General features: G+C 75.4%; 14 protein-coding genes. 6 read left to right on the forward strand and 8 right to left on the reverse strand.

Annotated elements, in window-relative coordinates:
* Positions 1-76 precede the first annotated feature (76 nt).
* Together ABD823_RS26035 and ABD823_RS26040 are read left to right on the forward strand one after the other, a co-directional pair.
* Positions 77-859 carry an ABC transporter ATP-binding protein gene (locus ABD823_RS26035; RefSeq protein ID WP_344864002.1) on the forward strand — a complete coding sequence of 261 codons (783 nt, stop codon included), beginning with the start codon at positions 77-79 and terminating at the stop codon, positions 857-859.
* Entirely contained in the window at positions 856-1,590 is a 735-nt protein-coding gene (locus tag ABD823_RS26040) for an ABC transporter permease (protein WP_344864004.1), read from the forward strand. Before ABD823_RS26035 ends, ABD823_RS26040 begins: the two co-directional genes overlap by 4 nt.
* Here the strand turns inward: ABD823_RS26040 and ABD823_RS26045 are convergent.
* Entirely contained in the window at positions 1,571-3,343 is a 1,773-nt protein-coding gene (locus ABD823_RS26045) for an ATP-binding protein (RefSeq protein WP_344864006.1), read from the reverse strand. The genes ABD823_RS26040 and ABD823_RS26045 overlap by 20 nt on opposite strands.
* A gap of 199 nt (positions 3,344-3,542) precedes the next feature.
* On the opposite strand from ABD823_RS26045, the gene ABD823_RS26050 reads away from it, so the two are divergent.
* The gene (locus ABD823_RS26050; RefSeq protein WP_344864008.1) at positions 3,543-4,046 is read left to right on the forward strand and encodes a DUF2243 domain-containing protein; all 504 of its coding nucleotides are present in this window, start codon (positions 3,543-3,545) and stop codon (positions 4,044-4,046) included.
* The gene (locus tag ABD823_RS26055; protein WP_344864010.1) at positions 4,046-4,984 is read left to right on the forward strand and encodes a cytochrome c oxidase assembly protein; all 939 of its coding nucleotides are present in this window, start codon (positions 4,046-4,048) and stop codon (positions 4,982-4,984) included. Before ABD823_RS26050 ends, ABD823_RS26055 begins: the two co-directional genes overlap by 1 nt.
* Here the strand turns inward: ABD823_RS26055 and ABD823_RS26060 are convergent.
* From ABD823_RS26060 to ABD823_RS26080, 5 genes are all read right to left on the reverse strand, one after another.
* Entirely contained in the window at positions 4,977-5,630 is a 654-nt protein-coding gene (locus tag ABD823_RS26060; RefSeq protein ID WP_344864012.1) for a response regulator, read from the reverse strand. The two genes, ABD823_RS26055 and ABD823_RS26060, sit on opposite strands and share 8 nt — an antisense overlap.
* Positions 5,606-6,730, reverse strand: a complete 1,125-nt coding sequence (locus tag ABD823_RS26065; protein ID WP_344864014.1) for a sensor histidine kinase — start codon at positions 6,728-6,730, stop codon at positions 5,606-5,608. Before ABD823_RS26065 ends, ABD823_RS26060 begins: the two co-directional genes overlap by 25 nt.
* Complete coding sequence (locus ABD823_RS26070) at positions 6,727-7,428, reverse strand: ABC transporter permease (RefSeq protein WP_344864016.1); 702 nt, start codon at positions 7,426-7,428, stop codon at positions 6,727-6,729. Before ABD823_RS26070 ends, ABD823_RS26065 begins: the two co-directional genes overlap by 4 nt.
* A complete protein-coding gene (locus ABD823_RS26075) occupies positions 7,425-8,162 on the reverse strand; it encodes an ABC transporter ATP-binding protein (protein WP_344864018.1) in 738 nt (245 codons plus the stop codon). Before ABD823_RS26075 ends, ABD823_RS26070 begins: the two co-directional genes overlap by 4 nt.
* 98 nt (positions 8,163-8,260) lie before the next feature.
* Complete coding sequence (locus ABD823_RS26080) at positions 8,261-9,241, reverse strand: 2-hydroxyacid dehydrogenase (RefSeq protein ID WP_344864020.1); 981 nt, start codon at positions 9,239-9,241, stop codon at positions 8,261-8,263.
* Positions 9,242-9,587: 346 nt separating this feature from the next.
* Between ABD823_RS26080 and ABD823_RS26085 the strand changes: the two genes are divergently transcribed.
* Positions 9,588-10,676, forward strand: a complete 1,089-nt coding sequence (locus ABD823_RS26085) for a methyl-accepting chemotaxis protein (RefSeq protein ID WP_344864022.1) — start codon at positions 9,588-9,590, stop codon at positions 10,674-10,676.
* A gap of 159 nt (positions 10,677-10,835) precedes the next feature.
* Here ABD823_RS26085 and ABD823_RS26090 read toward each other — a convergent pair whose 3' ends face one another.
* Both ABD823_RS26090 and ABD823_RS26095 read right to left on the reverse strand, forming a co-directional pair.
* Positions 10,836-11,069, reverse strand: a complete 234-nt coding sequence (locus tag ABD823_RS26090; RefSeq protein WP_344864024.1) for a hypothetical protein — start codon at positions 11,067-11,069, stop codon at positions 10,836-10,838.
* Positions 11,070-11,078: 9 nt separating this feature from the next.
* Positions 11,079-12,431 (reverse strand): S8 family peptidase, encoded by a 1,353-nt coding sequence (locus ABD823_RS26095; RefSeq protein WP_344864026.1) that lies wholly within the window; start codon positions 12,429-12,431, stop codon positions 11,079-11,081.
* Between the two features lie 284 nt (positions 12,432-12,715).
* On the opposite strand from ABD823_RS26095, the gene ABD823_RS26100 reads away from it, so the two are divergent.
* The gene (locus ABD823_RS26100; RefSeq protein ID WP_344864028.1) at positions 12,716-14,761 is read left to right on the forward strand and encodes a spermidine synthase; all 2,046 of its coding nucleotides are present in this window, start codon (positions 12,716-12,718) and stop codon (positions 14,759-14,761) included.
* Positions 14,762-14,781 lie beyond the last annotated feature (20 nt).

Raw genomic sequence — 14,781 nt, forward strand, 5'->3', positions numbered from 1 at the left:
CATCCTAGGTGCGGAACAAATTTTGCAGTCACTTAAAAATTAGTGTTACTGTAAAAATGGAGGCGATGAAATGATCATGACATCGGGTCTGAGGAAGACCTTCGAGGGCGGCGTCGAGGCCGTCCGGGGCGTCGACCTGACCGTGCGGGCCGGGGAGATCGTGGCCCTGCTCGGCCCCAACGGCGCGAGCAAGACCACCACCATGCGCATGCTGACCACGCTGCTGCGGCCCACCGCGGGCACGGCCACGGTCGCCGGGCGCGACCTGCTCACCGACCCCCGGGGCGTGCGCGGACGCATCGGCTACGTCTCGCAGGGCGGCGGGATCGCCCCCGCCGAACCGGTGGGGGAGCAGCTCGAACTGCACGCCCTGCTGTACGGCATGCGCCCGGCGGCGGCCCGGCGGCGGGTCGCGGAGACCCTGGAGCGGTTCGGTCTCACGCACCTGGCCGGCCGGCCGGGCGCCGCGCTCTCCGGCGGTCAGCGCCGCCGCTTCGACCTGGCCTTCGGCCTGGTCCACGGGCCGTCGCTGCTCTTCCTCGACGAGCCCACCACCGGCCTGGACCCGCAGAGCCGGGCCGACCTCGCCGACCACCTGCGGCGGCTGCGCGCCGAGGAGGGGCTCACGGTCCTGCTGACCACGCACTACCTCGACGAGGCCGACGCGCTGGCCGACCGGCTGGTCGTCGTCGACCACGGCGCCGTCATCGCCGAGGGCACCCCGGCCGAGATCAGGGGCGGCGCCGGCACGCTCGACGAGGCGTTCCTGGCCCTGACCGGCCGCTCCCTGCGGGACGGCGGCCCCGGCACCGCGGGCGTGGCGGGGACCGTCGGCGCGGGGGAGAGGGGGACGGCGTGAACGGCGTGCTCCGCGAGACCTGGCTCGTCCTCCGCTACAACGTCCGCCTCGCCCTGCGGCAGAGGGCCGGGATGGTCTTCAGCGCGCTCCAGCCGCTGCTGTACCTGGTGCTGTTCGGCCCGCTGTTCGCCGCCGTCGGCACCTGGGAGGTGCTGGTCCCCGGCCTGCTGGTCCAGCTGGGACTGTTCAGCGCGGGCCTGGCCGGGTTCGGCGTCGTCTTCGACGCCCGCTCCGGCGTCCTGGAGCGGCTGAGGGTCACCCCGGCCCACCGGGCGGCCCTGCTGCTGGGCCGGGTCCTGGGCGGCTCGCTCACCCTGCTGCTCCAGTCGGCCGCGCTGGTCGCGGTGGGCTACGCCTTCGGCCTGCGTGCGCCGCTGGCGGGCGTGCTGGCCGGGCTCGTCCTCATGGCGCTGCTCGGGATCGGCCTGGCGGCGCTCTCCAACGCGATCGCGCTGGTCATGAACCCCGACCTGTTCGCGCCTGTCATGAGCACCGCGGTCGTCCCGCTCACCCTGCTGTCCGGGGCGTTCCTGCCCATGTCGATGGCTCCCGGCTGGCTGGACGCGCTGTCCCGGGTCACGCCGTTCCGCTACGTCGTGGAGGCCGTGCGCGAGCTGTTCGCCGGCCGCTACCTGACCCCGGCGGTGGCGGCGGGGGCCGCGGTGACGGCCGTCCTGGCCGCCGTCTGCGTCGCGGCCGGCACCCGCGTCTTCAACCGGGAGAACGCGTGAGCGGGCCGGGCGGAGGCCGCCCGCCCGCCTGCCCGGCGTCCTGATCCGCGGCCGCAGGCAGGGTGAGGGTGAAGGTGGAGCCCTCGCCCGGCGCGCTGGCGGCGGTCAGGGTGCCGCCGTGGGCCTGGGCGATCGTCCTGGCGAGGGACAGGCCCAGCCCGATGCCCTGGATGGCGCGCTCGACGGCGTAGCGGGTGCGGTAGAAGCGCTCGAAGACGTGCGGCAGCTCGTCGGGGGCGATGCCGGGCCCGGCGTCGGTGACCGCGATCGACACGGTGCCCCCGGTGCCCCCGGTGCCCCCGTGCGCGTCCCCGCAGGCGGAGACGCGCACGGCGACCGGGGTGCCGGTGGGGGAGAACTTCACGGCGTTCGACAGCAGCGCGGCCACCGCCCGCACCAGCAGGTCGAGATCGGCGGTGACGGCGTCCACCCCGGGGTCCACGTGGACCCGGAAGGTGTGGCCGCTGTCCTGGGCCTCGCCCCCGGCGGCCCGTATCGCCTCCCGGAGGACCCTGCGGACCGGGACGGGGGCCGCGTCGACGTCCAGCCGGCCGGCGTCGATCGTGTTGACCGCCAGCAGGTCCTCGACCAGGTGCTGGAGCCGGGCGGCGTTGCGGACCATGGACTGCAGCATCCGCTCCTGGCGCTCGCTGACCGGTTCGGCGTCGTCGGCGAAGATCTCCAGATATCCGGCGATGCTGGTCAGCGGGGTGCGCAGCTCGTGGGAGACGGTGGCGACGAATTCGCTCTTGGCCTGGTCCAGCTCCCGCAGCCGGGCCACCGTCCGCTGCTCGGCCTCGTAGGCCTCGCGCAGGGCCTGCTCGGCCCGGCGGCGGTCGGTGATGTCGTGGATGAACGCGTTGAACGTCCACTGGTCGTGCTCGCGGGTGGCCCAGACGACCAGCTCGACGGGGAACTCGGTGCCGTCGGCGCGGATCGCCGACAGCTCCAGGCGCCGCCCGAGCACGTCCGAGCGGCCGGTGGCCAGGAAGCGCTCCCGGCCGGCCTGGTCGGCGGCGCGGTAGCGCGGCGGCACGATCAGCTCGTGCAGCCGCCGGCCCAGCGCCTCCTGCCGGGAGTAGCCGAACATGCGCTCGGCCGCGCCGTTCCAGCCGGTGACGCGCCCGGCGGCGTCCATGGAGACGAACCCCTCCATGGAGGTCTCGATGATCTGCTCCAGCCGGTTCCGGCTGCTCTCCAGCAGGTGATGGGTCTTGCGCCGGTCGATCACCCGGCCGAGCTGGTGGCCGAGGCTGGCCATGACCTTCAGCAGCGCCTCGTCGCGGGGGACCACGTGGTCGGAGAAGAACTCCATCACCGCCGCGACGCCGTCGGCGGCCACGACCGGGAACGCGAAGACGGCCCGCACGCCCAGGTCCTTCTCCTGCCGGGTGCGCAGCACCAGCGGGTCGCGGATCATGTCGGCCGACCAGACCGGCTCGCCCGTGACGATGATCTTGCCGACGGTGCCGATGCCGGGCGGGAAGCGGGTGCGGGCGGTCACCTCGCGCAGCACCGGGAACCTGTCGATCGCGCCGACCCAGATCCCGGAGGAGACGAAGTCGTCGCCGATGTCGGCCGGCACGCACATGTGCCCCAGCGGCCAGCCGGTCAGCTCGCAGACCGCCTCCAGCGTGGTGCGCGCCGCCGGCTCCAGCTCCTCGCTGGCGCTGGCCACGGCTGTGACGTCGTCGAGCAGCTTCATCAGCGCCGCTCTCCGCTCCTCGTCCCGCACCGGCCTGACCTCCTCCACTTCGACCACCTTTGCCCGGAGAACGGAGGGATCGCCCACCCCGCCTGCCAACTTTGGGTCATGAAACGGTCAGGAGCGGGTGCGGCGGCCCCGGCCGCCGGGGCGGCGCGGCGCGCGGTCCCGCCCCGGCCGGGCGTACGGCGCCGCCCGCCCGGCCGGACGCCCGTATGACCGCCGCCCGGCCGGGTAGGGGCCCGGCATGTCGAGTCCCGCCCACCGGCCGGAACCCCCGGCCGGCGCTCCGGCCCCGCTCCGGCCCTCGCTGCTGTCGGCCGCCCTCATCGGCATCGGCGTCATGGCCGCCGTCGACGAGCTGGTCTTCCACCAGCTCCTGGCCTGGCACCACTTCTACGACCGCGCCACCCTCCGGGTGGGACTGCTCTCGGACGGGCTGCTGCACGCCGCCGAGCTGGTGGCCGTCGTCGGCGGGTTCTTCTGGCTGTCCGACCTGCGCCGCCGTGCGGCGCTGGTCCCCTCGGCGGCCTGGGGCGGCTTCCTGCTGGGTGCGGGAGGCTTCCAGCTGTTCGACGGGCTGGTCGACCACAAGGTGCTGCGCGTGCACCAGATCCGCTACGGGGTCGACCTGCTCCCCTACGACCTGGCGTGGAACCTGAGCGGCGCCCTGCTGCTGGCCTGCGGCGCCGTGCTGGCCGTACGCGCCCGCCGCCGGCGCGCCGCCCCGCCCGCCCGGCGGCGCCCCTGATGCGGCCAGCCACCGCGCTCGGCCCGGACGCCCCGCTCCCCGCCCTCCCGGACCTGTCGGCCCCGGCCGCGGCGCACCCGCCCTCCGGGCATCCCGGCGCCGCCGCGTGGGCGACCGCCCTGCCGGTGCTGCTGCCGGTCCTCGCCTGCGCCGTCGTCTACCTGGTCGCGGCCCGGCGGGCGGCGGCCGGGCCGCGGGGGTGGAGCCGCCTGCGCACCGCCTCCTGGCTCACCGGCTGCGCCGCGCTCGCCGCGGCGGTCTCCCCGCCCGGGCACGCCCTGCTGCCGGCCGGCGCCACCGGCCACATGGTCCAGCACCTGGTGCTCGGCATGTTCGCGCCGCTCGCCCTGGTCCTGGCCGCGCCGGTCACGCTGCTGCTGCGCACCGCGCCCGTGCCGTACCGCCGCCGCGCCGCCCGCCTGCTCCGCTCCCCGCTCCCGCACGTGCTCGGCCACCCGGTCACCGCCGCGGCGCTCAACGCCGGCGGCCTGCTGCTGGTGATGCTCACCCCGCTGTACGCGGCGACCCTGACCAGCCCGGTGCTCCACCACGCGGTCCACCTGCACTACCTGGCCGCCGGCTACCTGTTCGCCTGGGCGGTCGCCGGCCCCGACCCCGCCCCCCGCCGCCCGGGCACGGCCGTGCGCGTCGCCGCGCTCGTCGGCGCGGCCGCGGTCCACGCCTGGCTGGCCAAGCACCTGTACGCCCACGCGCCCGCGCTGCCCCCGGGCGCCGGCGCGGACGCCGCCGACCTGCGGCGGGCCGCCCAGGTCATGTACTACGGCGGCGACCTCGCCGAGCTGCTGCTGGCCACCGCCCTGTTCGCCGCGTGGTACCGGCGGCGCGGCCGCCTCGCCCCGCCCGCCGGCGCGCCGGACCCGTCCCGCCCCCCGCGCGCCGGGACCCGGCTCCGGGCGGCCGGGCGGGCCGTCAGATGAGCCGACGCTCCATCGCGACCGCCACGGCCGCCGCGCGGTTGTCCACCCCCAGCTTGGCGAACACGTGCGAAAGGTGCGTCTTCACCGTGGTCTCGCTGATCAGCAGGGCCCGCGCCGCCTCCCGGTTGGTGGCACCTGCGGCGATGAGCCTGAGGACCTCCAGCTCCCTCGGGCTCGGCACCCCGGCGGCCGCCGGAGCGGGCCCGCCGGCCAGCCCGCCGGCCAGCCCGCCGACCAGCAGGGCCATGACGGAGGGGGCCAGCACCCGGCCGCCCGCGGCGGCGGTGCGCACGGCCTGGTGCAGCTCCTCGCGCGGTGCGTCCTTCAGCAGGTAACCGGCCACCCCGGCGGCGAGGGCGCGCGAGACGTCCGCGTCCGCGTCGTAGGTGGTCAGCACGACCACCCGGACGCGCGGATGGTCGGCACGCAGCCGCTCGATCGCGCCCACGCCGTCCAGACCCGGCATCCGCAGGTCCATCAGCACCACGTCGGGCCGCTCGGCGCGGGCCAGCGCGAGCGCCTGGTGCCCGTCGGCGGCCTCCGCGACCACCGTGATGTCCGGCACCCCGTCGAACATGCCGCGCAGGCCGTCGCGGACCACCGGATGGTCGTCGACGATCATCAGGCGCAGGGGATGCTCAGGCACAGCGCCGTCCCCTCTCCCGGCGCCGACTCCACCGTCACCGTGCCCCCGGCCTGCCCGGCGCGCTCGCGCATCGCGGCCAGGCCGTACCCGCCGCTCGGGAGCGACGGGTCGAAGCCCGCGCCGTCGTCCAGCACGTCCAGCGTGACCTCTCCCTCCATGTACGACAGGGTGAGCGCCACCCGGCGGGCGCCCGCGTGCTTGGCGATGTTGGCCAGTCCCTCCTGCGCGGCCCGCAGCAGGACCGTCTCCGCCTCGGCGCCCAGCGGGCGGGCGCCGCCGTTCACCGAGAAGGCCACCGGGACGCCGGTGAGAGCCTGCCAGCGCCCGGCCACGGCGGCGAGCGCGCCGTCCAGCCCGGCGTCCCGCAGCGGACCGGGCCGCAGCGCGTCGACCGACCGCCGTGCCTCCGCCAGGCTCTCGCGCGCCAGGCGTTTGGCCAGGGCGACGCGCCGCCGTACGGCCGGCGGGTCGCCCTCGGCCTGCTCGGCCGCCTCCAGCTGGGTGATGATCCCGCTGAACCCCTGGGCGAGCGTGTCGTGGATCTCCCGCACCAGTCTGGCGCGCTCCTCCAGCACGCCGAGCTCCCGGTTCCGCTCCCCCTGCTCGACCAGGAAGCCGACGAACGACCCCATCAGCAGGACCAGGAAGACGTTCCCGGCCACCGTGCCCAGCGCGCCCGGATCGTGCCACATCTCGGTCAGCAGCCCGCCCGCGCCCATGACCACGAGCACGACCAGCACCGCCCCCAGATAGTCCCATCCCCGCGGCAGCAGCAGGTACGGCAGGGCGAACACGCCGAAGAGCACCATCTCGTAGAGCGGCTCGCGGAGGATGAGCACGGCCAGCAGGGCGATGATCACCAGCAGGTGCAGGGCCGTGGGCACGACCCGCTCCAGCAGGTCGGGGCGGCGGGCGACGAAGAGGGCGTACCAGGCCGCCGCCAGCGCGGTCAGGGCGAGCGTCGTCGCCCGGCCGGTCGGCGCGGCGCCCCCGCCGGCCAGCACGATCGCGGCGGGGATGCCGAGACACGTGAAGAACAGCAGGTGGAAAGCGCGGATCCACCGCGTCTCCGCGCCGTCCACGAGTGCGCCTCCGCTCATTCCCACCGGAACAGCACGGCGGCGACGGCCGTGCCGATCACTGTGATACCGGCCAGGACCAGCAGGGGCAAGGCCCCGGGCGAGCCGAACCAGCCGTCCCGCAGCGCGGTGACCGCGTAGGTGAGCGGCAGGTGCTCGCCGATCCTGAGCAGCTCTCCCGGAAGCCCCTCGCGGGGGATGGCGGCTCCCCCGAGGAAGAGCATCGGGAACAGCACCAGGAGGCCGAGCAACTCGGCGACCTTGGCGCGCGGTGCGAGGGCCGCGATGACGAAGCCGAGCGCGTAGAGCATCAGCGCGCACAGCAGGAAGGCCAGGACCGAGAGCGCCGGGTGGTCGGGCAGGCCGGCGCCGTAGCCGAGGACGCCGACGCCGACCACGATGGCCGACCCGGCGAGCCCCATCGCGAGCTGCGCGCCGACCTGCGCGGCCAGCAGGGTGAGCGGCGCCACCGGGGCGGCCGCCAGGCGGCGCAGCACCTTGCGCTCGCGGTACGTCGCCACGGTGGCCGGCAGCGCCGAGAGGCCGCCGATGGCCAGGATCATCACGATGTAGCCGGGCATGAAGATCTCCGCCTCGCGGTCGCCGCCGCTGTTGAGGATCAGCAGCATCAGCGGGAACGCGACCATGAAGAACAACGACCCGGGGTCGCGGGCCAGCAGCCTGAGCTCGGCCGCCGAGAGCAGGGCGAAGGCCTTCACCGCGCGTCCTCCCGTGCCGCCGCGCGGGCCTGCTCCATCAACGCGAAGCAGGCCTGCTCCAGGGAACCGCTCCCGGTGCGCTCGACGAGCTCCGCCGGGCCGCCGAGCGCGGCGATCCGGCCGGCGGCGAAGACCGCCACCCGGTCGCAGAGCGCCTCGGTCTCGTCCAGGTGGTGGCTGACCAGCACGACCGTGGTGCCCGACGCCTTCAGGTCACCGATCAGTTCCCAGGTGTCCCGGCGCGCGACCGGGTCCAGTCCGGTCGTCAGCTCGTCAAGGACCACCACCTCGGGCGCGCCGACCAGGGCGAGCGCGAGCTGCAGGCGCTGCTTCCAGCCGCCGGACAGGTCGCCGAACGACCGGTTGCGGACCGGCTCCAGCCCCCACCGCTCCATCACCGACCGCCAGTCGGCCGGCGCGCGGTGGAGACCCGCGTACAGCCGGAGCGCCTCGGCGACCCTCAACCGGTCCGGCAGCTGGCTCTCCTGCAGCTGCACGCCGACCCGCTGGGCCAGCTCCCGGCGCCGGCGCGCCGGGTCGAGGCCCAGTACCCGCACCGTCCCCCCGTCGGGCCTGCGCAGCCCGACCAGGCACTCCACCGTCGTGGTCTTGCCCGCGCCGTTCCGCCCGACCAGGCCGAACGTCTCGCCGGCCGCCACGGTGAACGACACCCCGTCCACCGCGCGCGTCCCGCCGTACCTCTTGTGAAGATCCTTCACCTCGATCGCCGTCATGCTCCGAGCATCGCCGCGGCGCCGCACCGGGCGGCATCGTCCGATCCGGCGGGCGGCATCCTCCTTTCGGAGGACCCGGCCGCCCCGCCCCCGGCCGCTCAGCCCCCGGCCGCGACGGCGTCGTGCGGTTTCCCGCCGTCGAGGTGGCGGCGGACGTTCTCGACGGCGGCCAGCGCGATCCGGACGAGCGTCTCCCTGGTGACGGCGCCGGCGTGCGGGGTGAGCACCACGTTGGGCGCGGACAGCAGCCGCGCGCCGGGCGGCGGCGGCTCCGGATCGAACACGTCGATGCCCGCGGCGGCGAGGCGGCCGCCCTCCAGCGCGTCGGCGAGCGCGTCCTGGTCGATCAGCGGCCCGCGCGCGGTGTTCACCACGATGGCGGTCGGCTTGAGCAGTGCCAGCCTGCGGGCGTCCAGCAGGTTCCTGGTGCCGTCGGTGAGCGGCGCGTGCAGGGTCACCACGTCGGACAGGCGCAGGAGCTCCTCCAGCTCCGTCCACCGGGCGCCGGTGCGCTCCTCGACGTCGGCCGGAGCGCGGCGCCGGGCGCTGTAGAGCACGGTCATGTCGAAGGCCGCGGCCTTGCGGGCGACGTCGCGGCCGATGCGGCCCAGCCCGACGATGCCGATGGTCTTGCCGGCCAGCTCGGTCAGCTCCGGCCGGAGGCGGGGCAGCGCCCACTCTCCCGCGGCGAGCGCGGTGCTGGCGGGGACGATCTTCTTGGCGCAGGCGAGGATGAGCGCGAAGGCGTGCTCGGCGACGCTGTTGCCCTCGGCCCCGCTGGAGGCGATGGTGCACACGGTGACGCCGCGGGCGTGCGCCGCGGCCAGGTCGACGTGGTCGTGTCCGTGGCCGACGCACTGCACCAGTTCCAGAGCCGGCGCCGCCGCGATGTGCTCCGCGCCGACCGGGCTCAGCGCGCTGACGATGACGTGGGCCGCGGCGAGGGCGCCGGGATCCTCGCCGGCGGACTCCACGACGGTGACCTCCGCGCGGTCGGCGAGCAGCCCGGCCAGGGCGGCTCCCGCCGCGCGCCCGCCGACCTGCGGCGGGATGACGGCCAGGACGTTCTTGCGGGACACGTTCGTCTCCTGTGCGGCTGAGGGGCGCGGGCACGACCGATGATCGCGGCAACGGCTCCCGGGCGTCCACCCCCGCCGGGGAGGCCGCGCCGGCGGGGCCCGCGCCGGGCGGAGGCACCGGCCGGGCGGAGGCACCGGCCGGGCGGAGGCGCCGGCGGTCCAGGGGGAGGCCGGGCGCGCGCCGGGCGGAGGCACCGGCCGGGCGGAGGCGCCGGCGGTCCAGGGGGAGGCCGGGCGCGCGGGCCCGGGTGCGGGCTCCGGGGACCCCCGGTTCACGGTTCCCCCGCATCCCTAAGGTCCGGGCCCGCCGTGCCGATCGGTTTCCCCGAGGAGCTAAGGAGCAGACATGATGAAATGGTGGCGCTCTCGCCAGGCGGCTGCGGACACCCACCCCCTGGTCCAGTCCCGCGAGTCGCTGCTCGCGATACTGGACAACGCGCCGGCGGTTTTGCTGGTTCTCGACGAGGCCGGCAACGTCGTCCACCGCAACCAGGCGGCGGACCGGCTGCTGCAGCAGACCGCGGCGGCCTACGGCATGGAGGCGCTGCTGCTGCTCGCCGACATCGCCAAGAAGGAGGTGCGCACCGCCCGCTCCTTCCCGCACCACGTGGTCAGCAAGCTGGACTTCAAGGGCCGCAAGACCTACGGGTCGAGCGACTACCAGCGCATCCCCGGCGGCTACATCATGACCTGGGAGGACGCGACCGACCAGGTCGAGACCGAAGAGGCCATCCGGCAGCTGTCGCAGGAGCTCATCGCGGCGAGCGAGGGCCTGACCGCGGCCGGCCAGGAGCTCGTGCGCACCTCCGGGGAGAGCGCGGGGCAGGCGGAGACCGTCTCGCACAGCTCCACCGAGCTGAGCGAGAGCATCCAGGAGATCTCCCGCGGCGTCAGCAACGCGGCGGCCGGCACCACGACCGCGGCCGACTCCGCGCGGGACGCGACCCGCAGGATGGAGCAGCTGCAGGAGTCGAGCCGACAGATCGGCAGCATCACCAAGCTGATCACCGAGATCGCCGAGCAGACCAAGCTCCTCGCGCTGAACGCCACCATCGAGTCCGCCCGGGCCGGCGAGGCGGGCAAGGGCTTCGCGGTCGTGGCCAGCGAGGTCAAGGATCTGGCCGCCCGCACGGCGGAGGCCACCGCGCAGATCACCGAGATGATCGAGGGCATCCAGGCGGAGAGCACCCAGGCGGCCGAGGGCATCGCCGGGATCGCCGGGCTCATCAACACCGTGGCCGAGCAGCAGACGCTGATCGCCACCACGGTGGAGGAGCAGAGCGCGACCAGCGCGGAGATGTCCCGGGGCATGGTCGCGGTCGCCCGGTCCGGGCAGTCGGCGGCGACCGCCGCCCAGACCGTGCTCGCCGCCGCGGCGAGCCTGGAGGACCAGGCCGCCCGGCTCAGCGCCATCATGAAGGACACGGTCAGCTGATCACGACCGGTTGACCGACCGGCGGCGCGCCGCGCCCGGGACCCGTGCGGTCCCGGGCCCCGTTCCGGCCCCCGGCCGCCCAGGCGGCCGGGGGCCGGTCGCGTTCTCCGGGCCGTGCCGCGGGACCCCGCGGCGGCGGGGCGTACGGCCCCGGCCGGCCTAGCGCGGCGGGCCGTACGGCTCGATGGGCGGATCGGAGTAGGGGCCGGAGCCTTCCCGCCGGTCCATCCGGCGGGCGGCGGCCTCCGTCACCCGCAGGCCGTACAGGCTCCGGCCCGGGTCGATCGCCACCAGGCCGTAGCCGGTGTCGACCTCCTCCTCCGGCAGCCCCAGCTCCTCCATGGCCCGCTCCAGCGTCGCCTCGTCCGGCAGGCGAACCGTCACCATCCGCATGGGATCACGCTACGCCTCGCTCATCCGGCGCAGCGCGGCGAGCACCCCGCGGGTGTCGACGACGCCGTAGCCGTAGTCGTGGTCGAAGCCCACCGTGCTGCGGTCGGCGGCGGTGCGGCGCAGCAGGGTGCGCAGCTGGGCGGGGGAGAGGCGGGAGGCCGGCCACCGCGTGCGCACGGCCGCCACCAGACCGGCGGCCACCGGGCAGGCGGCCGAGGTGCCGGAGTCGGGCTGGTCGTCGCCGAAGGCCCGGGAGCCGGAGAAGTGCGTGTAGGCGCACAGGTCCGGCTTGCGCTCGTCCAGTCGGCCCGGCCCCTGCGAGGAGTAGCCGACCCGCTCGCCGCCGGTGTCGACGCCGCCGACGGACAGCACGCGGGAATGGGAGTTGGCCCCGACGATCGGGCGGTCGGGGAAGGCGCAGCGGCCGTCGCGGCACTCGCGCCCGCAGTTGCCGGCCGCGAACAGCACGTCGGCGCCCGCGTCGTCCAGGCTCGCCACGATCAGGTTGAACGGGTGGGCCGGATTGTCGGAGTAGTTGCCGGGGTGCCCGACCGGGAAGTCCCAGCGGGGGGAGAAGGAGCCCCAGCTGTTGCTGATCACCAGGGCGCGCGACTCCTCGGGCTGGCCCTCCAGGACCGCGCGCAGGTGGGCGAAGGCCGCGACCGCGTCCGAGAGCAGCCCGTCCACGGCCGAGCCGCCCGGGCGCTGGGAGAGCAGCACGGGCACGTCGATCAGGGTCGCCCGCGGCGCGGCGATGAGCGTGTCGAAGGCGCACATGGTGCCGTGGCCCACCTCGAACGCGCCCGGCTTCCCGGTGACCCCCGCCGGGTTCCAGCTCCGCCCGGCGTCCAGCGTGAAGTCCCTGCCGAGGTGCCGGGCGACGTGCGCGGCGTTGATCCCGGTGTCCAGTACGGCGAGCGGCACGCCCGCCCCGTCCAGCCCGGCGCCGGCCAGCTCCTCGACGGCCAGCAGCCGCTCCACGTCGTGCCAGTCGCCCACCGGGGGGTCGCCGCCGCAGGTGATGGTCGTCTCGATCACGGGGTCGGCGAAGACGCCGGTGACGTCGGCGCGGAGCGCGGGCAGCAGGGCGAGGCGGACCGATGCCTCGTCGTCGGAGATCTCCCCGCGGACCAGCACCGAGGCGTCCTCGGCGGCGAAGGAGAACCGCACGGGCCTGCGCAGCGAGAGCGGGTCGCCGTCCGGCGGCGGGACCGGGCGCGGCACCGCCACCGGGGTGAAGGAGGGGTCGAGGACGACGCCGGGCAGGCCGCCGGCGACGTCGGCCGCGGTCGCGGTCAGGCCGGGGTCCGCCACGGCCGCGACGACGTCCGGAGAGGGGCGGAGCTGGATCAGGACCCGCATGGTTGCACCACCGATGACTCGACGACAGCGAACCTCCCCACGTTCCTGCATCCCGGTGGCGGAGTCCAGTACCGGGCGTGCGCGCTCGGCGCCCCCGGCGGCCGGGCCGCCGGGTGCGTCCCCCGACGCCCGGACGCCCGGACGCCCGGACGCCCGGACGCCCGGACGCCCGGCCCGGGGTCCGGGGTCCGGTCCCGCGAACCGCCGGTGCCCCAGGGCCGGGTCCCGCGAACCGCCGCCGGGCTCCTTCCCCGCGGGGGCGGGGGTCACTACGTTTGGAGGGCATGACCGCAGCGGCGCAGAGCACGCCTCCCGAACGTCCCGGCACCCGCCCCGCGCACCTGCTCGGCACCCGGTCCAGGCTGGTCGTGGCCAGCGCCTTCATGCTCTTCCTGGAGCTGGCGCTGATCCGGTGGACCGGGTCGAACATCGTGCACCTGAGCTACTTCACCAACTTCGTGCTGCTCGGCTCGTTCCTCGGCATCGGGCTGGGCTTCCTGCGGGTGGGCCGCACGGACCGGCCGCCGTACTACTCGCCGGTCACGCTGGCGGTGCTGGTCCTGGTCGTGCTGGTGTTCCCGGTCACCGTGGACCGGCGGACCGAGGGGGTGCTGTACTGGACCAGCCTGAGCACGGGCGGGCCGCCGCCCTGGCTGATCCTGCCGGTGGTCTTCGCCGCCGCGGCGGTCGTGCTGATGGGCCCGGCCGAGCTGGTCGGTCGGTGCTTCCCGGAGCTGGAGCGGCTGGAGGCCTACCGCTACGACCTGATCGGCAGCCTGACCGGGATCGGCCTGTTCACCGCGCTGTCGTTCCTCGGCGCGCCCCCGGTGGCGTGGGGCGCCGTCGCCGCGCTCGCCTACGCCGTGCTGCTGTGGCCCCGGAGCCTGCGCGGGCGCCTCGCGCTGGCCGTGCCGTCGCTGCTGGTGGTCGGCGCGCTGGGGGTCGAGACGCTGACAGCCGGGGCGCTGTGGTCGCCCTACTACAAGGTGACCCACAGCCGCTTCGCGCACCAGGGCGTGCCGGTGATGGACATCCAGGTCAACGGGATCCCGCACCAGCAGGCGATCCCGGCGGCCAAGCGGCTGGAGTGGGAGCGGCAGTACGCCCTGCCGTACGAGCGTGCGGCCACGCGGCGCCTGGACGACGTGCTGGTCGTGGGCGCGGGCAGCGGCACCGACGTGGCGATCGCGCTGGCCGAGGGCGCGCGGCGGGTGGACGCGGTGGAGATCGACCCCCGCCTGCGCGAGCTGGGCGAGGCCCACCACCCGGACCGGCCGTACGACGACCCCCGGGTGACCGTGCACATCACCGACGGCCGCGCCTTCCTGGAGCGGACCGGCGCGAAGTACGACCTGATCCTGTTCGCCCTCCCCGACTCGCTCACCCTCGTCTCGGGAGCCAGCTCGCTCCGGCTGGAGAGCTATCTGTTCACCCGGGAGGCGATCGAGGCGGCCCGCGGGCGCCTCAAGCCCGGCGGCGCCTTCTCGATGTACAACTACTACCGCGAGAGCTGGCTGGTCGACCGGCTCGCCTCCACCGTGCAGGCCGCCTTCGGCCACCGGCCGTGCGTGGACGTCGTCAGCACGACCGGCCAGCAGGCCGTGATCACCGCGGGGCTCACCGCCGCGGACCAGTCCTGCGGCGGGCGGTGGGCGGGCGCCGCCGCCGGGACCCCGCCGCCGCCGGAGGACGACCTGCCCTTCCTCTACCTGAAGGAGCGGACGGTCCCGCAGATCTACCTCGTCACCCTTGCCCTGATCCTGGCCGTGAGCCTGCTGGCGGTCCGCGCGCTGGCCGGGCCGTACGGGCGCATGCGCCCCTATGCGGACCTGTTCCTGCTCGGCGTGGCGTTCCTGCTGCTGGAGACCAAGAGCGTGACCGGGTTCGCGCTGCTGTTCGGCACCACGTGGGTGGTCAACGCGATCGTGTTCGCCGGGGTGCTGGTCGCGGTGCTGGCCGCGGTGGAGGTGACGCGCCGCCTGCGCACCCCGTCGCTGCCCGTGATGTACGGCGTGCTGCTGGCCGGGCTGGCGCTGGCCTGGCTGGTGCCGAACTCCTGGCTGCTGGGGCTGCCGGTGCCGCTGCGGGCGGTGGCCGCCGTGGTCGTGGCGTTCCTGCCGATCTTCGCGGCCAACGTGGTGTTCGCCAAGCGCTTCGCGGACTCCGCCGACGCCACCACGGCCTTCGGCGCGAACCTGCTGGGCGCGATGGCCGGCGGCTGCCTGGAGTACCTGGCGCTGGTCGTCGGCTACCGGGGCCTGCTGGTCGTGGCGGCCCTGCTCTACCTGGGGGCGTTCGCCCTGCTGCCCAGGGGCGCCCGGGCCGCCTGACCCGGGGGATGACCCGGCCG

The organism is Planomonospora alba (assembly GCF_039534085.1).
Taxonomy (GTDB): domain Bacteria; phylum Actinomycetota; class Actinomycetes; order Streptosporangiales; family Streptosporangiaceae; genus Planomonospora_B; species Planomonospora_B alba.